Origin of the sequence: Streptomyces sp. Je 1-79 (assembly GCF_025195125.1) — a bacterium.
Taxonomy (GTDB): domain Bacteria; phylum Actinomycetota; class Actinomycetes; order Streptomycetales; family Streptomycetaceae; genus Streptomyces.
In genome coordinates, this window is the sequence record NZ_JAMGSL010000011.1 from 1 (window position 1) to 21,436 (window position 21,436).

General features: G+C 71.4%; 18 protein-coding genes. 9 read left to right on the forward strand and 9 right to left on the reverse strand.

Going from position 1 to position 21,436, the window contains the following annotated elements; genetic code table 11:
- Positions 1 to 46: 46 nt before the first annotated feature.
- From M5362_RS22755 to M5362_RS22775, 5 genes are read right to left on the reverse strand one after another with little or no spacing between them, the layout of a single operon-like run.
- Complete coding sequence (locus M5362_RS22755; RefSeq protein WP_260229566.1) at positions 47 to 1,357, reverse strand: DUF58 domain-containing protein; 1,311 nt, start codon at positions 1,355 to 1,357, stop codon at positions 47 to 49.
- A gap of 12 nt (positions 1,358 to 1,369) precedes the next feature.
- A complete protein-coding gene (locus M5362_RS22760) occupies positions 1,370 to 2,353 on the reverse strand; it encodes a MoxR family ATPase (RefSeq protein ID WP_260229567.1) in 984 nt (327 codons plus the stop codon).
- Positions 2,350 to 3,561, reverse strand: a complete 1,212-nt coding sequence (locus tag M5362_RS22765) for a DUF4350 domain-containing protein (RefSeq protein WP_260229568.1) — start codon at positions 3,559 to 3,561, stop codon at positions 2,350 to 2,352. Before M5362_RS22765 ends, M5362_RS22760 begins: the two co-directional genes overlap by 4 nt.
- Positions 3,558 to 4,247, reverse strand: a complete 690-nt coding sequence (locus tag M5362_RS22770; RefSeq protein ID WP_260229569.1) for a DUF4129 domain-containing protein — start codon at positions 4,245 to 4,247, stop codon at positions 3,558 to 3,560. The genes M5362_RS22765 and M5362_RS22770 overlap by 4 nt, the downstream gene beginning before the upstream one ends.
- Before the next feature lie 4 nt (positions 4,248 to 4,251).
- Positions 4,252 to 5,478, reverse strand: coding sequence for a glycerophosphoryl diester phosphodiesterase membrane domain-containing protein (locus M5362_RS22775; RefSeq protein WP_260229570.1), 1,227 nt, complete (start codon positions 5,476 to 5,478; stop codon positions 4,252 to 4,254).
- Between the two features lie 462 nt (positions 5,479 to 5,940).
- Here M5362_RS22775 and mtrA point away from each other — a divergent pair, with 462 nt between their 5' ends.
- The 6 genes from mtrA to M5362_RS22805 all read left to right on the forward strand — a co-directional run bounded on the left by mtrA (position 5,941) and on the right by M5362_RS22805 (position 13,353).
- Complete coding sequence (gene mtrA, locus M5362_RS22780) at positions 5,941 to 6,618, forward strand: two-component system response regulator MtrA (protein ID WP_009333493.1); 678 nt, start codon at positions 5,941 to 5,943, stop codon at positions 6,616 to 6,618.
- A 1-nt stretch (position 6,619) separates the two neighbouring features.
- On the forward strand, positions 6,620 to 8,638 hold the full coding sequence (gene mtrB / locus M5362_RS22785; protein ID WP_260229571.1) for an MtrAB system histidine kinase MtrB: 2,019 nt from the start codon (positions 6,620 to 6,622) through the stop codon (positions 8,636 to 8,638).
- Between the two features lie 85 nt (positions 8,639 to 8,723).
- Positions 8,724 to 10,541, forward strand: coding sequence for an LpqB family beta-propeller domain-containing protein (locus M5362_RS22790; RefSeq protein WP_260229771.1), 1,818 nt, complete (start codon positions 8,724 to 8,726; stop codon positions 10,539 to 10,541).
- A 68-nt stretch (positions 10,542 to 10,609) separates the two neighbouring features.
- Positions 10,610 to 11,413, forward strand: coding sequence for a ComF family protein (locus M5362_RS22795; protein ID WP_260229572.1), 804 nt, complete (start codon positions 10,610 to 10,612; stop codon positions 11,411 to 11,413).
- Positions 11,414 to 11,708: 295 nt separating this feature from the next.
- On the forward strand, positions 11,709 to 12,389 hold the full coding sequence (hpf, locus tag M5362_RS22800; protein WP_260229573.1) for a ribosome hibernation-promoting factor, HPF/YfiA family: 681 nt from the start codon (positions 11,709 to 11,711) through the stop codon (positions 12,387 to 12,389).
- Between the two features lie 208 nt (positions 12,390 to 12,597).
- Positions 12,598 to 13,353, forward strand: coding sequence for a response regulator transcription factor (locus M5362_RS22805; RefSeq protein WP_260229574.1), 756 nt, complete (start codon positions 12,598 to 12,600; stop codon positions 13,351 to 13,353).
- A 37-nt stretch (positions 13,354 to 13,390) separates the two neighbouring features.
- On the opposite strand, the gene M5362_RS22810 is transcribed toward M5362_RS22805, so the two are convergent.
- Both M5362_RS22810 and M5362_RS22815 read right to left on the reverse strand, forming a co-directional pair.
- Entirely contained in the window at positions 13,391 to 14,554 is a 1,164-nt protein-coding gene (locus M5362_RS22810) for a winged helix-turn-helix domain-containing protein (protein WP_260229575.1), read from the reverse strand.
- A gap of 70 nt (positions 14,555 to 14,624) precedes the next feature.
- A complete protein-coding gene (locus tag M5362_RS22815; RefSeq protein ID WP_260229576.1) occupies positions 14,625 to 15,206 on the reverse strand; it encodes a GNAT family N-acetyltransferase in 582 nt (193 codons plus the stop codon).
- A gap of 275 nt (positions 15,207 to 15,481) precedes the next feature.
- Here M5362_RS22815 and secA point away from each other — a divergent pair, with 275 nt between their 5' ends.
- Positions 15,482 to 18,283, forward strand: a complete 2,802-nt coding sequence (secA, locus tag M5362_RS22820) for a preprotein translocase subunit SecA (RefSeq protein WP_260229577.1) — start codon at positions 15,482 to 15,484, stop codon at positions 18,281 to 18,283.
- Between the two features lie 89 nt (positions 18,284 to 18,372).
- Here the strand turns inward: secA and M5362_RS22825 are convergent, their stop codons facing one another.
- Positions 18,373 to 18,888 carry an Rv3235 family protein gene (locus M5362_RS22825; RefSeq protein WP_260229578.1) on the reverse strand — a complete coding sequence of 172 codons (516 nt, stop codon included), beginning with the start codon at positions 18,886 to 18,888 and terminating at the stop codon, positions 18,373 to 18,375.
- A gap of 277 nt (positions 18,889 to 19,165) precedes the next feature.
- On the opposite strand from M5362_RS22825, the gene M5362_RS22830 reads away from it, so the two are divergent.
- Both M5362_RS22830 and M5362_RS22835 read left to right on the forward strand, forming a co-directional pair.
- On the forward strand, positions 19,166 to 19,672 hold the full coding sequence (locus M5362_RS22830) for a hypothetical protein (RefSeq protein ID WP_260229579.1): 507 nt from the start codon (positions 19,166 to 19,168) through the stop codon (positions 19,670 to 19,672).
- Between the two features lie 40 nt (positions 19,673 to 19,712).
- Entirely contained in the window at positions 19,713 to 20,372 is a 660-nt protein-coding gene (locus tag M5362_RS22835) for an HAD family hydrolase (protein ID WP_260229580.1), read from the forward strand.
- A gap of 297 nt (positions 20,373 to 20,669) precedes the next feature.
- Here M5362_RS22835 and M5362_RS22840 read toward each other — a convergent pair whose 3' ends face one another.
- Positions 20,670 to 21,224 (reverse strand): DJ-1/PfpI family protein, encoded by a 555-nt coding sequence (locus M5362_RS22840; protein WP_260229581.1) that lies wholly within the window; start codon positions 21,222 to 21,224, stop codon positions 20,670 to 20,672.
- Between the last annotated feature and the right edge of the window lie 212 nt (positions 21,225 to 21,436).

The following is a 21,436-nucleotide window of genomic DNA, read 5'->3' on the forward strand; positions in this document are numbered from 1 at the left end:
TGATATCGCGCTTCCGGGCTCCCTCGCGGGAGCCCGGAAGCATTTCTCAGAGACGGCCGGCTGCCTTCAGGGCCAGGTAGGCGTCGGCCAGAGCGGGTGCGAGATTCTCCGGGGTGGCGTCGACGACCGTGACGCCGTGGCGGCGGAGCTGGTCCGCCGTGCGATGGCGCTGGGCCTGGGCCTGCGTGGCGGCAGCGGCCTCGTACACGCCGTCGATCGTGCCCCTCTTGCCCGCCATATGGTCCGTGTGCGGGTCCGCGACGGAGGCGAGAAGCACCGTGTGGCGCTGCGTGAGCTGTGGGAGGACCGGGAGGAGGCCCTCCTCGACCGGGGCGGCGTCAAGGCTGGTGAGCAGGACCAGGAGCGAGCGGCGCGGGGCTCGGGCCAGGGCGGTGGCGGCGAGGCCGCGGGCGTCCGTCTCGACGAGCTCGGGTTCGATCGGTGCCAGGGCGTTCACCACGGCAGGCAGGACGTCACCGGCGGAACGGCCCTGTACCTGGGCGCGGAGACGGCGGTCGTAGGCCAGGAGGTCGACGCGGTCGCCGGCGCGTGAGGCGAGGGCGGTGAGGAGAAGGGCGGCGTCCATCGCCGCGTCGAGGCGGGGGACGTCGCCGACGCGGCCGGCCGACGTGCGCCCGGTGTCGAGGACGATCAGGATGTGCCGATCCCGCTCGGGGCGCCAGGTGCGGACGGCGACGGTGGTCTGGCGGGCGGTGGCCCGCCAGTCGATGGAGCGGGTGTCGTCACCGGGGACGTACTCGCGGAGGCTGTCGAACTCCGTGCCCTCGCCGCGCGTGAGGACGCTGGTGCGGCCGTCGAGCTCGCGGAGACGGGCCAGCCGGGACGGCAGGTGCTTGCGGCTGGTGAACGGCGGCAGGACGCGGATCGTCCACGGCACCGTGTGGTTGCCCTGCCGGGCGGCAAGGCCGAGGGGGCCGTACGAGCGGACGGTGACGCGTGCGGCCTGGCGGTCGCCGCGGCGGGTGGGACGCAACGAGGTGGTGATGCGCCGGCGTTCCCCCGCGGGGACGGCCACCTTCTGGCGGGACGCGGTCTGTTCGGTGCCGGGGAGCCAGCTGCTGGGCGGCCAGGCGTCGCGGAGCTGGGCGCGGAGGCGGCGGCGGGACGGGTTGGTGACGGTGAGCTGCACGTCCGCTGCGTCACCCAGTCGAACTGTTGTGTCACCACTTCGGGTGAACTGGAGCGTTCGCACTGGCGCGGCCATCGCGTAGTCGCACAGAATTGCGAGTGAGAGGGGCGCGTTCACCGCGAGCATCCCCGTCCAACTTGGGGCGAGGATGCCCACGGGGAGCGATCCGAGGGCGGCGAGCAGCGCGGTTCGTCCGGTGAGGGCCATGGGGCGCCGTTCTCAGCGGGGTACGGGGACGTGGGCGAGGATCGAATTGATGACGGAGTCGGCGGTGACGCCCTCCATCTCGGCCTCGGGCCGCAGTTGGACGCGGTGGCGGAGAGTGGGCAGTGCCAGGGCCTTCACATCGTCCGGGGTGACATAGTCCCGGCCAGTGAGCCAGGCCCAGGCGCGGGCGGTGGAGAGCAGGGCGGTGGCACCTCGGGGGGAGACACCGAGGGTGAGTGAGGGGGATTCACGCGTGGCACGACAGATATCGACGACATAGCCGGCGATCTCGGGGGAGACCGAGGTCTTGGCTACGGCATCGCGGGCGGCCTCGAGTTCGGCGGGGCCGGCGACCGGGCGGACTCCGGCGGCTCTCAGGTCGCGGGGGTCGAAGCCGTTCGCGTGCCGGGTCAGGACGTTGATCTCGTCCTCGCGAGAGGGCAGCGGGACCGTCAGCTTGAGCAGGAAACGGTCGAGTTGGGCCTCGGGGAGGGGGTAGGTCCCCTCGTACTCGACCGGGTTCTGGGTTGCGGCGACGAGGAACGGGTCGGGCAGCGGACGGGGGGTTCCGTCGACGGTGACCTGACGCTCTTCCATGGCTTCAAGGAGGGAGGACTGAGTCTTGGGCGGCGTGCGGTTGATCTCGTCGGCGAGCAGCAGGTTGGTGAAGACCGGGCCGGGCTGGAACGAGAACTCCGCCGTGCGGGCGTCGTAGACCAGTGAGCCGGTGACGTCGCTCGGCATCAGGTCGGGGGTGAACTGGACGCGCTTGGTGTCCAGTTCGAGCGTGGCAGCGAGCGCACGGACCAGCAGCGTCTTGGCGACGCCGGGGACTCCTTCGAGGAGGACGTGGCCCCTGCAGAGGAGAGCGACGACGAGTCCGGTGACGGCGGGGTCCTGGCCGACCACCGCCTTCCCGATCTCGGTGCGCAGGGCCTCCAGGGAGGCGCGGGCGCTGTCCGAGTTCGTGGCGGTCTCGGGGGTCGGGGCGCTCATGAGGTGCGTACCTCTCTTTCGAGGGCGTCGAGTTGGTCAGCCAGGCGGATGAGAGCGGCGTCGTCGGCGGGAGCCGGGCCGAAGAGAAGGTCCCTGGGGTCCGCGGGGGTCTTGGAGAGCCGGGCGGAGAGCGCGGGGATCAGGGTGTCGGGGGAGTGGGCGTCCTGGGAGGCGACGCCGAGGAGAGGGGCGATACGGGTGCGGGTCGCGGTGCGCAGGACGGTGCCGGCGCGGTCGCGCGCGTTGCCCTTGCGGTAGAGGCGGGCGCGGCCCTCGGTGGTCTCGGAGGCGCGGACGGCGACCGGGAGGGGTTCGGTCACCAGCGGGCCGAGGCGTCGGGCTCGCCAGACGGCGGCGAGGACGGCGGCCAGGGCGAGTTGGAGCGTGCCCCAGAGCCAGCCCGAGGGGACGAGTGCGAGGAAGCCGTCGGTGGCGCTCTCGGGGGTCTCCCCGTCAGGGGTGCCCTCGGTGGCGGAAGCATCGGAGAGAGAGGGGAGGTACCAGACGAGATGAGGGCGGGAGCCGAGGAGTTGCAGGGCGAGCGAGGCGTTGCCCTGCTGGTCGAGTCGTTCGTTGTAGAGGATGTCGGCGGAGCCGAGGAGGACGGTGTCGCCACCGCCGGAGGCCGGAAGGGCGACCAGGGTGGGCAGACCGTCGTCGGGGTAGCAGGTGTCCGCGGCGGTGGTGCCGGTGGTGTAGCGCTCGCCGCCGATGTCGACGCTGCCGGCGCGGACGGCGGCGGGGAGGGAGCATCCGGGTTCGCGGTTCTTCACCGGGGTGCTGGTGGCGGCGGTGACGCCGGGCGCCAGGGTGTCGAGCGAGGCCTGGCCCGCGCCGACGAGGACGGTGCGGCCTCCGGAGGCGGTCATGGACCCGTGCAGTACGGACTGTTGACGGCCGGTCAGCAGATCGGGGGCGGTGACCAGGAGGGTGGTGTCGGCTTCGGCGGCGGTGGCGGCCTCGTCGAGGGTGGTGACCACCCGGACGGTGACACCCTGGGCCTTGAGGATCTCGGCGACGGCGCGGCTGCCCTTGGCGTCGGCCGAGCGGGGATCGAGGTGGCCGTGGTGGTCGGTCGAGCGCAGGGTCGCCAGGCCGACGCCGCCGATGACGATCAGGCCGAGGACGAGGAGGATCCCGCGGGCTCGGGTCCAGATCTGACGGGGGGCGAGCGAGGTCGAGGTGGCGCTGGTGCTCGGCCGGCTCATTCGGGGGCTCCCGTGGCAGCGGTGTCGAGCGTGGGACGGGTCCGTTCCAGCGCCGTGTCCAGTTCCTCGACGCGGCGGTACGCGGGCTCGTCGGCGGTGCGGCCGCCGTATGTGATGTCGTCGAAGGAGCGGGCCGCGGCGCGGAGTTCCTCGGTGTGCGCGGGCAGGGTGCGGGCCGCCTCGTCGGCGGCCTCGTCGGCGGTACGGCCGGGGCGGGGATCGAGCAGGGTGCGCTCCTCCAGGGAGCGGACGATCGCCCGCATCCGCTCCTGGACGGCCTGGTTCCAGCGGCCGGCGGCGGCGTGCCGGGCGGCGGTCGCCCGGTGCTCGTCGGCGGTGCGGGGGCCGTCCTCGAACAGGGAGTCCCCGGCGGAGGGCGTGCGCTGCGGGGTGCCGAGCCGCCACCAGACCGCGCCGACCACGGCGAGCACGACCACGACGATCACGAGAAGTCCGAGCAGGCCGCCGGGGGTTGCGCCCGAGGCGGCGTCGAAGAGGCGACCGACCCACTCCCAGAAGCGGTCGAGACCGCGTTCGAGCAGGCTGGGATCGTTCTCGTGGTACATCGGTTTGGACAGTTCCCGCTCCGCCGCCTCCCGTGCGGGGACGCGGGGAACGTCCACCGGTACGTCGTCGGTGCCGCGTTGCGGCAGCCTCGCCGTGATCGTGCCCCCCGTGGCGATCACCCCGTCAGCCTCCGGTGGACGGGTCGCCGGGGGCGGGGCCGTAGCCGGGGACGCCGGCGGCCCGGGCGAGTTCGAGGTCCAGGGCCTCGCGACGGATGCGCTGGTCGATGTAGAGGAGGACGGTCACGCCGGCCGAGATCGGGTAGGTGATCGCGTTGGTGATGACTCCGCCGATGCCTGTGATGATCAGGAACGACCAGCCGAACTCGGGTTCGGCGCCGGAGAGCAGGCCGCTGAAGCCCTCCCCGTCGACGGCGATCGCGATGATCGCGAACGGGATGGCGATGATCATCGCCACGATGAAGAGGATCAGCTGCGTCAGCAGCGTGATGCCGAAGATCCGCCACCAGGAGCCCTGGACCAGCTTGGCCGAGCGCTTCATGGACTGGACGATGCCCTGGCGCTCCAGCATCAGGGCTGGGGAGGCCAGGCTGAAGCGGACCATCAGCCAGATGACGATCGCCAGGCCGCCGAGCGCACCGAGGAAGAGGAGCCCTCCGCCGGCCGCGTCTCCGACGAGGATGCCGGGCAGCAGGGCGACGAACATGACAGCCGCGCTCATCAGGGGGAGCAGCAGCGTCAGGCCGAGCAGCTTGAGCAGCCGGGGGCGGCCTTCCTGCCAGGCGGCACCGATCGAGACCGGGCGGCCGAGGACGGCGCGGCTGATGACCACGGTGAGCAGGGCGGCGCTCACCAGGGTGGCCATCATGAGGATGAGGACCGCCGGGATGGAGGCGATGAGACTCGTCTGCAGGGTGTCGCCGAGCTGGGCCAAGGCCTCGCTCGGAGACGCGTCCGGGTTGATCTCGGGCGGCGTGGGGACGAGGAAGCGCTGGACGAGGATGTCGGCGATCTGGGAGATCACCGCGACGGTGACCGTGATCGCCAGGACCGTGCGCCAGTAGGTGCGCATCGTCGAGACGGCGCCGTCGAGGATCTCGCCCACGCCCAGGGGGCGCAGCGGGATGACGCCGGGCTTGGCGGCCGGCGGCCTGCCCCAGTTCCCGGGCTGCTGGGGTCCGCCCCAGCCCGCTCCGGGCCGGGGTGCGGGCGCCTGGCCGGGGACGGGGGCGGTCGGCGGGGACCACTGTCCGGCGGGCGGCTGGTCCTTGGACCACTGGGGGGCGGAGCCGTTCGCGTCACCGGGCGTCGTGGGCCGGGGAACCCCGGAACCGTCCTGGCCGTCGGAGGGAGCAGATCCGGGCGAGGTCCAGCCCGGAGTGTCGTTCACGGCAGTCCACCTCGAGGAATGGTCGCGGGGCCGGCTCGGAGCGCCGGCACGGTCTCAGTGGCCGATCCCCGTGCGGGGCGGCGGGCCGTGAGCCATCGTGCCACGCGGGGCCCACCGGTGGGCGGGGGCCGCTATCACCTTCTGGCCTGCGTTGTCGAAGCTACCGGTCACAGACCGGGCGGATACCTGACCAGTACAGACAAATCGTACAAGCGTGCAGGTCAGGGGGCGTCCGCATACGGGCGTCCGTGGGCGGGGCCGGGTCGCTCCATGGGCCAGGTGCGGCTGCGCAGGGTACGGTTCAGGACGGCCAACGGGGGCTACGGGGGTGACATTCATGTCTGACATCAACACCCACGGACAGCGGTGACCCGGCGGTGGACGATCACGGACGTTGCCGCTGGTCAGTGAGGTATCTCACCAGCCGCCTTGAGACTGATACGGAAATGGGATGATGTCGATATGAAGGGACGCGTTCTTGTCGTCGACGACGACACCGCACTGGCCGAGATGCTCGGGATCGTGCTGCGGGGTGAAGGGTTCGAACCGTCGTTCGTCGCGGACGGCGACAAGGCACTCGCAGCTTTCCGCGAGGCCAAGCCGGACCTGGTGCTGCTGGACCTGATGCTGCCCGGAAGGGACGGCATCGAGGTGTGCCGGCTCATCAGGGCCGAGTCCGGTGTGCCCATCGTCATGCTCACGGCCAAGAGCGACACCGTCGACGTGGTCGTGGGCCTGGAGTCCGGGGCCGACGACTACATCGTCAAGCCGTTCAAGCCGAAGGAGCTCGTCGCCCGTATCCGGGCGCGGCTGCGGAGGTCGGAGGAGCCCGCGCCGGAGCAGCTCGCCATCGGCGATCTGGTCATCGACGTGGCCGGTCACTCGGTGAAGCGGGACGGGCAGTCCATCGCCCTGACGCCGCTCGAGTTCGACCTGCTCGTCGCGCTGGCCCGCAAGCCGTGGCAGGTGTTCACCCGCGAGGTCCTGCTGGAGCAGGTCTGGGGCTACCGCCACGCGGCCGACACCCGGCTGGTGAACGTGCACGTCCAGCGACTGCGCTCGAAGGTCGAGAAGGACCCCGAGCGCCCGGAGATCGTGGTGACCGTCCGCGGCGTCGGATACAAGGCGGGGCCGAGCTGACATGAGCGCAGGCAGTACTGCTCCGAAGCCCGGCGAGCCGGGAGTCCGGTCGGGGCGGGCTGCCGGACCGGGGCGGGGGGGCTCGCGATTCGGCCGTCTGCTCCAGGACGGGGCGCCGGGTGGATCAGCCCTCCGGCTCCTCGCCCGCTGGGTGCGTCGACCCCTGCTCCCCGCCGTACGGCTGTGGCGGCGGAACATCCAGCTCCGCGTGGTCGCGGGCACCCTGCTGATGTCACTCGGTGTGGTGCTGCTGCTCGGCCTGGTCGTCATCGGCCAGGTCCGCAACGGTCTCCTCGACGCCAAGGAGAGAGGCGCCCAGAGCCAGGCCGCCGGTGGGTTCTCCGCCGCCCAGGACAAGGCGGCGACCACGCCGTCGGGACCAGGCGGGCAGGACGGCGGGCGGGCGGGCTCCTCGCTCACCTGGCGTTCCACGCTGGTCGAGCAGCTCGCCAGTGGTGGCCAGAGCGCGTTCAACGTGGTCGCGCTCTCCCTGGAGGACTCCGACGGGCCCGCGAGCCGGGGCGCGCGCGCCTCCGGTGAGGTCGATCCGGACACCAGCATCCCCCACAACTTGCGGCACTCCGTCGCCCAGGGCGCGGGCACGTTCCAGAAGTACACGCGGATCCACTACACCAACGGCAGGGACGCCGAGTCCGCGCTCGTGATCGGCAAGCGTCTCAACGACGCCGAAGGCACCCAGTACGAGCTGTACTACCTCTTCCCGCTGGCGCAGGAGGAGGACTCCCTCACCCTGGTCAAGGGCACGCTGGCGACCGCCGGGTTGTTCGTGGTCGTGCTGCTCGGTGCCATCGCGTGGCTCGTGGTGCGCCAGATCGTCACCCCCGTGCGGATGGCGGCCGGGGTCGCCGAGCGGCTCTCCGCGGGCCGCCTGCAGGAACGCATGAAGGTCACCGGCGAGGACGACATCGCCCGGCTCGGTGAAGCCTTCAACAAGATGGCGCAGAACCTCCAGCTCAAGATCCAGCAGCTGGAGGAGCTCTCGCGGATGCAGCGGCGGTTCGTCTCGGACGTGTCGCACGAGCTGCGTACGCCGCTGACGACGGTACGGATGGCGGCCGACGTCATCCACGAGGCCCGTGTCGACTTCGACCCCGTCACCGCCCGCTCCGCCGAACTGCTCGGCGACCAGCTCGACCGCTTCGAGTCGCTGCTCGCCGATCTGCTGGAGATCAGCCGCTTCGACGCGGGTGCGGCGGCCCTGGAGGCCGAGCCGATAGACCTGCGCCAGGTCGTACGGCGGGTGATCGGCGGAGCCGAGCCGCTCGCCGAGCGCAAGGGCGGCCGGATCGTGGTCGTCGGCGACGAGCAGCCGGTCGTGGCCGAGGCCGACGCCCGCCGGGTCGAGCGGGTGCTGCGCAACCTGGTGGTCAATGCGGTCGAGCACGGCGAGGGCAAGGACGTGATCGTCCGGCTGGCCTCGGCCGGTGGCGCCGTCGCGGTCGCCGTACGGGACTACGGAGTGGGCCTCAAGCCGGGCGAGGCGACCCGCGTCTTCAACCGGTTCTGGCGGGCCGACCCGGCACGCGCGCGTACCACCGGCGGCACGGGCCTCGGCCTGTCGATCGCGGTGGAGGACGCGCGGCTGCACGGCGGCTGGCTGCAGGCCTGGGGAGAGCCCGGTGGCGGCTCGCAGTTCCGGCTCACCCTGCCGCGCACCGCGGACGAGCCGCTGCGGGGGTCCCCGATCCCCCTGGAGCCGGAGGACTCGCGGCGCAACCGCGAGCAGGCACAGGCACGGCCCCCGGCCCAGGGGCGCACGGAGGGGCGGACACGGGAGAGCGGGCAGCGCCAGATGTCGCTGCCGGCGCAGCCCGCAGGAGACCGCAGGGCCCTGCCCGGACCGCCGCGGCTGCCTCCGGCGCCGCGCGCCACGGCGGACCCGACGGCGCTGCCGGGCAGCGGCGCCCGGGTGGTGGCGCGGGCGGCTTCCGAGGCCGACAGCAGCGAGGCGAGGGCGTCGACGCACGCCGAGGGGGAGGACGGGACACGTGGGCGCTGACTTCCGAGGAGAGCGGAAGACGGCGGGTGACGAGGGCGGGGCTGCCTGCGCCGCGCGCTCGGCCACCCGCACCGCGCGGACGAGCATGCTGCTGGCGTGCGGCGGGCTGCTGGTGGCCGGCTGCGCGACGATGCCCGACAGTGGGGGCGTACAGCAGGTGAAGGCGTCCAACCCGGGCGACTCGCAGGTCCGGGTCTATGCCGTGCAGCCTCGGGAGAACGCGGAGCCCGACGAGATCGTCGATGGCTTCCTTGAGGCGATGACCAGCGACGATCCGGGTTTCGCGACGGCCCGGAAGTATCTGACGAAGCAGGCCGCGGCGACCTGGAAGCCGGAGCAGAGCATCACCGTGCTCACGACCGCCCCGGACCGAGAGCAGGCCGACCGGCTCGCCGACCCCGAGAACCAGGGGCGGTCCTACCCCATCCGCGGTCGGCAGATCGCGACCGTGGACGCCCGGCACGCGTACCAGCCGAGGACGCCGTCCGAGTACAAGGACTTCATCCACGTCGTGCAACAGCCCGCCGCGGACGGCAAGGGCAAGGAGTGGCGCATCGACCACCTGCCGCCCGGCCTCGTCCTCAGTGAGGCCGACTTCCAGCGCAACTACCGCTCGGTCAACACGTACTACTTCGCCTCCGGGGAGGACTGGGTCGTCGCCGACCCGGTGTACATCCGGCAGCGACAGGACCCGGTGACCCGGATGGATCCGGTGACCCAGACGGTCAAGGCGCTGCTGGAGGGCCCGACGAACTGGCTGAAGCCGGCCGTCGATTCGCGCTTCCCCTCCGGTACGGAGCTGAAGGAGGGCGTCACCTCGCTCGCGACGGACGACCAGTCGACGCTCAAGGTGCCGCTCAACGCCAAGGCCGACCGGGTGGGCGGCGAGGTGTGCCGGCGGATGGCGGCTCAGCTGCTGTTCACACTCGGCGATCTGACGTCCGTACGGGTCGAGCAGGTGGAGCTCCAGCGGGGTTCCGACGGGTCGCGGCTGTGTGTGCTGTCCAAGGAGCAGGCCGAGGAGTTCGCGCCGGTGCGCGACTCGGGCCGGGCGGAGAACCCGTTCTTCGTCGACGACCAGGGCACGCTGAAGACGCTGCCGGTCGGCGGCAAGGAGGACGCGGAGGCGGACGCGACGCTCGGGCCGTTCGGCAAGGGCGCCACCCCGCTGCGGTCGGTCGCCGTCGACCGGGACGAGAGCCGCGCGGCCGGGGTCGGCAAGGACGGGCGCGACCTGCGCGTGGCCTCGATCCTCTCCGACCACGAACTGCGCCCGGCGCTGGTGACGAGCACTGCGGCCCGGCCCGAGGACCGGCTCTCCGCGCCGAGCTGGGACGGCCGTGGGGACCTGTGGGTCGCGGACCGCAACCCTGTGAAGCCGCGGCTGTGGATGGTTCCGGACGGCGAGGGCACGCCCGTGGAGGTCCGGGCGCCGTGGCTGACGGGCGGGGCGCGCGTCGAGTCGCTGCGGCTCTCGGCGGACGGTGTGCGGATGGCCCTGCTCCTGAAGGAGAAGGACGGCAGCACCACCCTGAAGATCGGTCGCGTGGAGCGCGACGGCGAGGCGCCGGGGGCCGCCGTGTCGGTCGTCGACCTGCAGCCGGTGGCGCCGCGGATGGAGACGGTCACCGCCGTGTCCTGGGCCGGTCCGAGCAGGCTCGTCGTGGTCGGCAAGGAGTCCGGGGGCGTCCAGCAGGTCCGGTACGTCCAGACGGACGGGGCGACGTCGGCGACCTCGGTGCTGCCCGGGCTCAACGGGGTGGCCGCGGTGGCCGCGCCCAACGACGACAAGGCCCCGGTGGTCGCCGACTCCGGCAATGACGGGATCGTGCGGCTGATGCCGGGCGCGAACTGGCAGCGGCTGGTGAAGATCGCCGGTTCCTCTCCCGTGTACCCGGGGTAGCCACACTCCCCGGCCGCCCGTTGTCCACAGGGGTGGCCGGGTGTGTCCGGCAGGAGGACAGTGGAGCCATGCGGGGGTGGTGGCGCGAGATCGCCGGACTGGTTCTGCCGGTCGCCTGCGGAGGCTGCGGCAGGCCCCGTACGGAGTTGTGCCCGCACTGCCGCGCCGAGCTGACCGGCCGGGGGCCGCGCCGGGTCCGGCCCCTTCCCGAGCCGGCCGGGCTGCCGGTGGTGCATGCCGCCGCGCCGTACGCCGATTCCGTGCGCTCCGTCCTCCTGGCCCACAAGGAACGCGGCGCCCTCTCCCTGGCCGGGCCGCTCGGGTCCGCGCTCGCGAGTGCCGTGGAGGCGGCTGCCGGGCACTGTGGCGGCTCGGGGACCAGCCCCCTTCTCCTCGTACCGGTGCCCTCCTCCCGTCGCTCGGTGCGGGCGCGTGGCCACGATCCGACCCGGCGCGTCGCCCTGGCCGCGGCAGGCCGGCTGCGCCGTCGGGGGTGGGCCGCACGGGTGATTCCGGTCCTGCGTCAGCGCCGCGGTGTCGCGGACCAGTCGGGGCTCGGAGCCCAGGGGCGGTTCGCCAACCTGGCCGGGGCGCTGGAGGTCGTGCCGGGCGGAGCGCGGCTCATGGAGCGCGGCCGGGTCGTCCTGGTGGACGATCTCATGACCACGGGCGCCTCGTTGGCGGAAGCGGCCCGGGCACTGAGTGCCGTACGTCCCGTCGTACATCCGCCGTTCATTCCAGGATTGGAAGGAGGCGGTGTGGAAAGGGGATTCGTACACCCCGCGGCGGCGGTGGTCGCCTGTTCACCGTCGTCGTTCGATATAAACCGGAACCCACGGGCGACTTGCATCGTTGCAGGTGGTGAGAGGTGAAAACACCCGTACGGAGGTATGTGGCTGCAGCGGGTGCCGACACCCGACCGAACGAGCTATGTTCGAGTTGTGAGGGGTGGCGAATGCTACGCCTCAGAGAATGCACGGGTGCGCCTACAGGACAGGAGTTCAGGGCGAATTAACCTCAGGTTGGTGGGGTGGGGATCTTGCCGACTGGGGAGGAGGAGGTGAAAGTCGCCAAGTCCGAGGCTCCGGCATTCACCGGAGTCTGGTGCAAAGGGAGATGCTCATCGGCCCAGGAGCCGATCTGAGTGATCCGGGAACGGAGTTCTGCGTGGACATCGTCGTCAAGGGCCGCAAGACCGAGGTGCCCGAGCGGTTCCGCAAGCACGTGGCCGAGAAGCTGAAGCTGGAGAAGATCCAGAAGCTCGACGGCAAGGTGATCAGCCTCGACGTCGAGGTGTCCAAGGAGCACAACCCGCGGCAGGCCGACCGGTCAGACCGTGTGGAGATCACCGTCCATTCCCGAGGCCCGGTCATCCGGGCGGAGGCGGCGGCAGGCGACCCGTACGCAGCGCTCGACCTCGCCCACGGCAAGCTCGAGGCGCGTCTGCGCAAGCAGCACGACAAGAGGTACACGCGCCGTGGCAACGGCAGGCTGTCGGCGGCCGAGGTGGCCGATGTGGTGCCGGGCGTCGCCCAGCTCAACGGGAACGGCGAGCTGATCGCCGACGAGGCCGGTGCAGTGCCCACCACGATGATGGGCTCGATCGAAGTGCAGGGCGAAGGTCCCCTGGTGGTCCGCGAGAAGACGCACGGGGCCGCCCCCATGACCCTCGACCAGGCGCTCTACGAAATGGAGCTCGTCGGGCACGACTTCTATCTGTTCGTCGACTCCGACACGAAGCAGCCGAGCGTCGTCTACCGGCGACACGCGTACGACTACGGCGTCATCCATCTGGAGAGCGACCCGCTCGCCGAGGGCGGCGGCGCCGGTGGTGCCCTCGGCGGCTGACCCACAGCCGCAGGACCACACCCATATCCGACCGTCACGGTGCCCCTGGAGCGCCCCTTGCGCCCCCAGGGGCACCCCCGTGCTACCACGGGATCACCGCTTCGTCGCCCGGGCATGAAATCATGGCCTGCACGCCAACCGCTGCTCAAAGAGCAGCGGTTGAAGGACCGAACACGAATTCAGGCCACGGCCTTCAGGGGGAGGAACGATGGCGGACAGCTTCGGGCCGGTGCACAGCGGGCGGGAGTCCGAGGGCGCGGCCATCCCCGAGGGATCGGATCCGGACAGCGGGGAGTCCCGCAAAGAGCCGATCCGGGTCCTCGTGGTGGACGACCATGCCCTCTTCCGCAGGGGCCTGGAGATCGTCCTCGCGCAGGAGGAGGACATCCAGGTCGTCGGCGAGGCGGGTGACGGCGCCGAGGCCGTCGACAAGGCCGCTGATCTGCTGCCCGACATCGTCCTGATGGACGTACGGATGCCCAAGCGGGGCGGCATCGAGGCCTGCACCTCCATCAAGGAGGTGGCTCCCAGCGCGAAGATCATCATGCTGACGATCAGCGACGAGGAGGCGGATCTCTACGACGCGATCAAGGCGGGCGCGACCGGCTATCTCCTGAAGGAGATCTCCACCGACGAGGTCGCCACCGCGATTCGCGCGGTGGCCGACGGCCAGTCGCAGATCAGCCCCTCGATGGCGTCCAAACTCCTCACCGAGTTCAAGTCGATGATTCAGCGGACCGACGAACGCCGGCTCGTCCCCGCACCCCGGCTGACCGACCGCGAGCTGGAGGTTCTCAAGCTCGTCGCGACCGGGATGAACAACCGGGACATCGCCAAGGAACTGTTCATCTCCGAGAACACGGTGAAGAACCACGTCCGGAACATCCTGGAGAAGCTTCAGCTGCATTCCAGGATGGAGGCCGTGGTCTACGCGATGCGGGAGAAGATCCTCGAGATCAGGTGAGGGCCGGTCGGGGGTCAGGTGACGGCGGCCCGCGGGGTCAGGTGAGGGCCGCGGTCAGGGCGGGGGTCAGGTCCGGGCGGTTGGTCCGCTCGATCCGTACGGCGTCGCAGCCCACCCACTCGGCCGCCTCGCGCAGCGCCCGAGCCATCGGGCCGACCGCCTTGGCGGTGTCCAGCGACACCTGCCGGGCCACCAGCGTGTTGCCCTCGCGCGCGGGGTCGACCCGGCCCAGCAGCTTTCCGCCCGAGAGCAGCGGCATCGCGAAGTAGCCGTGCACGCGCTTCTGCTTCGGCACGTACGCCTCCAGGCGGTGCGTGAAGCCGAAGATCCGCTCCGTCCGCGCCCGCTCCCAGATCAGCGAGTCGAAGGGCGACAGCAGCGTCGTACGGTGCCGGCCGCGCGGCTCGCTCGCGAGCGCCGCCGGATCCGCCCAGGCCGGCTTGGACCAGCCCGCCACCGTCACCGGGACCAGGCCCGAGGCCTCCACGACCGTGTCGAACTGCTCCGTCTTCAGCCGGTGGTAGTCGGCGATGTCCGCCCGGGTGCCCACGCCCAGCGCCTCGCCGGCCTGCCGCACCAGGCGCCGGAGGCACTCGGTGTCGTCCAGGTCGTCATGGAGCACCGCGCTGGGGACGGCCCGCTCCGCCAGGTCGTAGACCCGCTTCCAACCGCGCCGCTCGGTGCACACCACCTCGCCGTACATCAGAGCCCGCTCGACGGCGATCTTCGACTCCGACCAGTCCCACCACTCGCCCTTGTTCTTCGCGCCGCCGAGCTCCGTCGCCGTCTGCGGGCCCTCGGAGCGCAGCTGGGCGATCACCGCGTCGTACGCGCCGTCCGGCAGGTGGTGGTACCACTGCGGGCGGGAGCGGTAGGCACGGCGGCGGAAGGCGAAGAGCGGCCACTCCTCGACGGGCAGGATGCAGGCCGCGTGCGACCAGTACTCGAAGGCGTGGGCGTCGGTCCAGTACGCGTCCTCGACCGTCGTACGGCCCACGGAGCCCAGGCGGGCGTACGGGATCAGCTCGTGCGAGCGCGCCAGGACGGAGATCGTGTCGAGCTGCACCTGCCCCAGATGACGCAGGACGCCCCGCACCCCCGCCCGGCGGTCGGGCGCGCCCAGGAATCCCTGGGCCCGCAGGGCGATCCGGCGGGCTTCGTCCGCGGACAGTTCGGCGACGGGCGGCGGCACAGTGGTCATGATCCGCAGACTAGATGGCGGCACTGACACCCGGGCCCCGGACCGCGGAACCGCTCGGACCGGGCGCCGGTCACACGCCGGACCACGGGGCCGGCAGATACGGCAGCGGGCCCGGCAGGCCCAGGTCCGAGGGGAGCAGCGCGCCGACCCAGACGTCCCGCAGGACCCCCTTGTTCGGCAGGGCGGCCCGCAGGACGCCCTCGATCCGGAAACCGGCCTTCTCGGCCGTCGCCCTCGAACCCACGTTGCCGACCTCGGCCCGCCACTCCAGACGCGCACAGGCCAGGTCGGTGAAGGCCCAGCGGGCCAGGGCGAGGACGGCCTCCGTCATGTAGCCGCGGCCGCGGTGCTCCTTCGCCGTCCAGAAGCCGACCTCCCAGCCGCCCGCGCGCGGGTTGTGCAGCGCGGCGGCGGCGAGGATCGGGCCGCCCTCCCGGAGCCGTACGGCGAAGGTGTACTCCGTGTCGTTGCGCCAGCCGTCGGGGACGAGACGGTTCAGGAAGAACTCGGCGTCCTGAAGACCGTACGGCGAGGGGACGGTCGTCCAGCGCTGGATGTCGGGGTCCTGGCAGATGGCGTGGACCTCCGCGGCGTCCTCCGGCCCGAACGTGGCGAGGGTGAGACGTTCCGTGGTCAGTGTCGTCGGCTCCATGACGGAATTCTGGTGACCGGACCGCCCGGAGGCGAACACTTTTCGGATCCGCGAGCCGGGCCGCGGTGCGAACACTTTTCGGGCGCTGCGGCACCTTCGGCGCGTCTCGCGCGTTCTCATTCCGGGCAGCGGTGACGCTCCGGCCCTTCGGGCCTCCCGGCGCGGCGGCGGTCTCGCTTACGATGGCCGTTGCGGTGGGGACCACCTGCCGTGCCCGCGCCCGAGTCCATCACAAGACCCAGTGCCAGGCCCGACCGGCAAGGAGACCAGCCTCAGTGTCCGTCTTCAACAAGCTCATGCGTGCAGGCGAAGGCAAGATCCTGCGCAAACTGCACCGCATCGCGGACCAGGTCAACTCCATCGAAGAGGACTTCGTCAACCTCTCCGACGCCGACCTGCGGGCGCTCACGGATGAGTACAAGCAGCGGTACGCCGACGGTGAGAGCCTCGACGACCTGCTCCCCGAAGCCTTCGCGACCGTCCGCGAGGCCGCCAAGCGCGTCCTCGGCCAGCGTCACTACGACGTGCAGCTGATGGGCGGCGCCGCCCTCCACCTCGGCTATGTGGCCGAGATGAAGACCGGTGAGGGCAAGACCCTCGTCGGTACGCTCCCGGCCTACCTGAACGCGCTGTCCGGCAAGGGCGTGCACCTGATCACGGTGAACGACTACCTGGCCGAGCGCGACTCCGAGATGATGGGCCGCGTCCACAAGTTCCTGGGCCTGGAAGTCGGCTGCATCCTCGCCAACATGACGCCGGCCCAGCGCCGTGAGCAGTACGCCTGCGACATCACGTACGGCACGAACAACGAGTTCGGCTTCGACTACCTGCGCGACAACATGGCGTGGTCCAAGGACGAGCTCGTCCAGCGCGGCCACAACTTCGCCTGTGTCGACGAGGTCGACTCCATCCTCGTCGACGAGGCCCGTACGCCGCTGATCATCTCCGGCCCGGCCGACCAGGCGACCAAGTGGTACGGCGACTTCGCCAAGCTGGTCACCCGCCTCACCAAGGGCGAGGCCGGTGTCCCGCTCAAGGGCATCGAGGAGACGGGCGACTACGAGGTCGACGAGAAGAAGCGCACCGTCGCCATCCACGAGTCCGGCGTCGCCAAGGTCGAGGACTGGCTGGGCATCGACAACCTCTACGAGTCGGTGAACACCCCGCTCGTCGGGTACCTGAACAACGCCATCAAGGCCAAGGAACTCTTCAAGAAGGACAAGGACTACGTCGTCATCGACGGCGAAGTCATGATCGTCGACGAGCACACCGGCCGTATCCTCGCCGGCCGCCGCTACAACGAGGGCATGCACCAGGCGATCGAGGCGAAGGAAGGGGTGGACATCAAGGACGAGAACCAGACGCTCGCCACGATCACCCTGCAGAACTTCTTCCGCCTCTACGACAAGCTCTCCGGCATGACCGGTACGGCCATGACCGAGGCCGCCGAATTCCACCAGATCTACAAGCTGGGCGTCGTCCCGATCCCGACGAACAGGCCGATGATCCGCAAGGACCAGTCGGACCTGATCTACCGGACCGAGGTCGCCAAGTTCGCCGCCGTCGTCGACGACATCGCGGAGAAGCACGAGAAGGGCCAGCCGATCCTCGTCGGTACGACGTCGGTCGAGAAGTCCGAGTACCTCTCCCAGCAGCTCTCCAAGCGCGGCATCCAGCACGAGGTGCTCAACGCCAAGCAGCACGACCGTGAGGCGACCATCGTCGCCCAGGCCGGCCGCAAGGGCGCCGTCACCGTCGCCACGAACATGGCCGGCCGAGGCACCGACATCAAGCTCGGCGGCAACCCGGACGACCTCGCCGAGGCCGAGCTGCGCCAGGCGGGCCTGGACCCGGTCGAGCACGTCGAGGAGTGGGCCGCGGCCCTCCCCGGCGCCCTGGAGCGTGCCGAGAAGGCCGTGAAGGCGGAGTTCGAGGAGGTCAAGGAGCTCGGCGGGCTGTACGTGCTGGGCACCGAGCGCCACGAGTCCCGCCGGATCGACAATCAGCTGCGCGGCCGTTCCGGCCGTCAGGGCGACCCGGGCGAGTCCCGCTTCTACCTCTCCCTCGGCGACGACCTGATGCGCCTGTTCAAGGCCCAGATGGTCGAGCGCGTCATGGCCATGGCCAACGTGCCGGACGACGTGCCGATCGAGAACAAGATGGTCACGCGCGCCATCGCCTCCGCGCAGTCCCAGGTCGAGACCCAGAACTTCGAGACGCGTAAGAACGTCCTGAAGTACGACGAGGTCCTCAACCGGCAGCGTGAGGTCATCTACGGCGAGCGGCGCCGCGTCCTGGAGGGCGAGGACCTGCACGAGCAGATCCAGCACTTCATGGACGACACGATCGACGACTACATCCGCCAGGAGACCGCCGAGGGCTTCGCGGAGGAGTGGGACCTCGACCGGCTCTGGAACGCGTTCAAGCAGCTCTACCCGGTGAAGGTCACCGTGGAGGAGCTGGAGGACGCGGCCGGTGACCGCGCGGGCATCACCGCCGAGTTCATCGCCGAGTCCGTCAAGGACGACATCCACGAGCAGTACGACGCCCGTGAGAAGTCCCTCGGCTCGGACATCATGCGTGAGCTGGAGCGCCGCGTGGTCCTCTCCGTGCTCGACCGCAAGTGGCGCGAGCACCTCTACGAGATGGACTACCTCCAGGAGGGCATCGGCCTGCGGGCGATGGCGCAGAAGGACCCGCTGGTCGAGTACCAGCGCGAGGGCTTCGACATGTTCACCGCCATGATGGAGGGCATCAAGGAGGAGTCCGTCGGCTACCTGTTCAACCTGGAGGTCCAGGTCGAGCAGCAGGTCGAGGAGGTCCCGGTGCAGGACGCGGCGCCGTCCCTCACCAAGGACGCGGTGCCTGCCGGGCGTCCGGAGATCCGCGCGAAGGGCCTGGAGGCCCCGCAGCGTCCGGACCGGCTGCACTTCACCGCGCCGAAGGTGGACGGCGACGGCAGCGTCGTCGAGGGCGACTTCGTGAGCGAGGACGCCTCCGCCGGCGGTGACGGTCTGACGCGGGCGGAGCGTCGCAAGGCGCAGAAGAGCAGCGGCGGGCGTCGCCGCAAGAAGTAACCCCTGGTGGGGTGGGAGGGGCCGGGCACCTGGTGAGGTGTCCGGCCCCTTCGTCGTGGGCTGGCCTTTCGTCGTGGGCGGGCCCTTTGTCATCGGTGGGCGGCCTGGGCGGGGACGCGTGGCTGGGGCGCCTGCGTCGCACGGGCGTGGAGGCCGTCCAGCTCGACGGCGGCGCAGCGCCAGCGGCGGTCGGCGCCGCGTTCCAGGCGGAAGGCCATGGCCCGGATCCGCTCGCCGGCGGCGACGGTCGCGAAGACCTCGACGGCGTCCGTCCTGGGTGGGTGGAAGTGGCAGGTGCGCAGGACCGGCCGGGCCCCGTGGATCCGCAGGGGCGTCTGCGGGGCGAGCTGGACGAGCTGCTCGTACGCCTCCCCGACGGTCTGGCCGAGCATCCAGTGGACGGGCCGTTCGCCGGTCAGGACGGCGAGGAGACGCTCGGCGAAGAAGGCGTGCGGTGGCAGGGCGCGGGGTGTCGTCGCCGTGGTGCGGGAGGCGATTCCGGGGCGCGCTCCGGGGGCTTTCCCCGCGCGGCCGCGGGGGCCCGTTCCGGCGGGGCCGCGCGGGGCGGTGCGGGCGGTCCTCGGGCTGGTGGCGGCGGTGGTCATGGACGTTTCCCCGTTCCCTCGCACCCGGGCGTCTACCGGGCGGTAACTTCTGTTGAGGATCTTGTACGGGGGTGGCTCGCTGCCTCGCAAGGCGGCGGGGGCGCCCGGGCGGCCGTCCGACAGGTTCACCTATCAGAGTGAGGAGGCGGCCTGCCGGGTCTGTCGCCACAGGGTGGGGGGATGCCTCGGGTGGACCGACGAGACGGCGGCCTGGAGACCCCGAAGGGGGACTCCGCACGTATCCTGAGGGCGTTTCCGACTACGAAAGCGGCCAGCCATGCGCGTGTACGTCCCCCTGACCCTCCCCGGTCTCGCACAGGCGCACAAGGCGGGCGAACTGGGCCCCGGCCCGCTGACCGCCTACGCCGTCACCCCCGCCCTGCGCGAGTGGTACGTCTCCGACGACATCGAGGAGCTGGAGTACGCGGCGCTCAACCGGGCCGCGGCCGCCTCCCTGCGCCGGCTCGCCGGGGACCCGTCGGCCGCGCGGCGCCGGATCGTCGTCGCCGTCGACGTGCCCGACAAGGAAGCGGTCGTCGACCCCGACCGGGGGCTCGACGCCGGCTCGCTGGGCGAGGTCCGTATCGCCGGAGCCGTACCGCTGGCCAAGGCGGCCGCCGTGCACGCCGACGCGGACGACGCAGAGCCGGACGTCTCGGCGGCGGCCGACGCGCTGGGCGCGGCGGACCAGGGCGACGACGACGCGCAGTTCACGGTGGAAGGCGCGGAGGACCACGAGCTGCTCTGGTTCGGCGTGCAGGAGATCCCCGGGCTGCTGGGCTGACCGTCCTCGGACTGTCGGCGGGGCCCGGTACCGTCGTGGCATGGGGAAGCACGGGAAGCACCTGGTCTGGGACTGGAACGGCACACTGCTCGACGACATCGAGGCGGTCATCGGCGCGACGAACGCCGCCTTCGCCGAGCTGGGGCTCGAACCGATCACGCTCGCCCGGTACCGGGAGCTGTACACGGTGCCGGTGCCGAAGTTCTACGAGCGGCTGATGGGGCGGCTGCCCACGGACGCCGAGTGGGTGCTGATGGACGCCGCGTTCCACCGGCACTACTGGCAGCGGGCCGAGGCGTGCGTGCTGACCGCGGGGGCGGCGGAGCTGCTGGCCGCGCGGCAGGCGTCCGGGTTCACCCAGTCCCTGCTCTCGCTGGCGCCGCACACGGAGCTGGTGCCGCTCGTGCGGCGGCACGGGATCGAGGCGCGGTTCCTGCGGGTGGACGGGCGGGTCGGGGCGTCGACGGAGGGGAAGTCGGCGCACATGGTCCGTCACCTGGCCGCCTTGAAGGGCGTGGACCCCGCGCGGATCGTCGTCATCGGCGACGCGGCGGACGATGCGCGGGCGGCGGCGCATGTGGGGGCGCGGGCCGTCCTGTACACGGGCGGGTCGCACAGCCGGGCGTCGCTGGAGGTGGCGGGGGTGCCGGTGGTGGACTCGCTGACCGAGGCGGTCGCTGTGGCGGAGGAGCTGGTCTAGGGGGCGTACGGCTGGGGTGGTGCGGGGTGTCGTGCTCGGGGGCGGTGCGGGGGGCCGGGCCGGTGCGGCCCGGTGGGGGTGCGCCCGGCCTTCGGCCGGGCTGGCGTTCCCACCCGCACCACCCGTACAACTGGGATGACAGAGGTGCGGGTCTCCCCGTGGGTGGCACAGCGCCGTCGCCGGCCGCGGGCCCGTGCCAGGCGACGGCCGACGGCCCCCGGGTCGGCGATGGCCGACCGCGGCGGTCGGCGGTACCGGGTCCGCGGGTCCGGTGGGGTGCCGCAGCCGTCCCTGGTGTCAGCCCGTCGCGCGGAGGATCTTCAGGAACTCTCGCATCCAGGTCGGGTGGTCCGGCCAGGCGCGGGAGGAGACCAGGGTGCCGTCCACCACCGCCTCCGTGTCCTGGAAGGTCGCCCCCGCCGCCTGCATGTCCAGTTCCAGCGCCGGGTACGACGTGACCCTGCGCCCCTCCAGGCTGCCGATCGCCGCCGTCAGGAGCGGGCCGTGGCAGATCTGGGCCACCGGCTTGTCCGCGTCGAAGAAGGACTTCAGGATCTTGCGGAGCTCCGGGTCGTTGCGGAGGTACTCCGGCGCCCGGCCGCCCGGGATCACCACCGCCACGTAGTCGCCCGGGTCCACCTCGGAGAACGCCAGGTCGGCGGGCCAGGTGTAGCCCGGCTTCTCGGTGTACGTGTCGTAGCCCGGCTCGAAGTCGTGCACCACGAAGCGCAGCTGCTTGCGCGCCGGAGCCGCGATGTGGACCTCGTACCCCTCCTCGAGGAGCCGCTGGTACGGGTACATGACCTCCAGCGACTCCGCCGCGTCCCCCGTCACGATCAAGATCTTCGCCATGGCGACTCCCGGATATCGGCTTCTGAACGGCTCCTGCCACGCTGCCCGCAGCGGGCCGCTTTGCCAAGAGGACATGTGTCGCTGTCCATAACGTCAAACTTCCACCCCCTCTTTTGTACACATACGGACCATGACGAGCCGGGGGGCGGGAGCGATAGGCTTTTCCCGTGATCAGCGCGATACGCCGAGGGGGCAGCGAAGCCCCCGGCCAT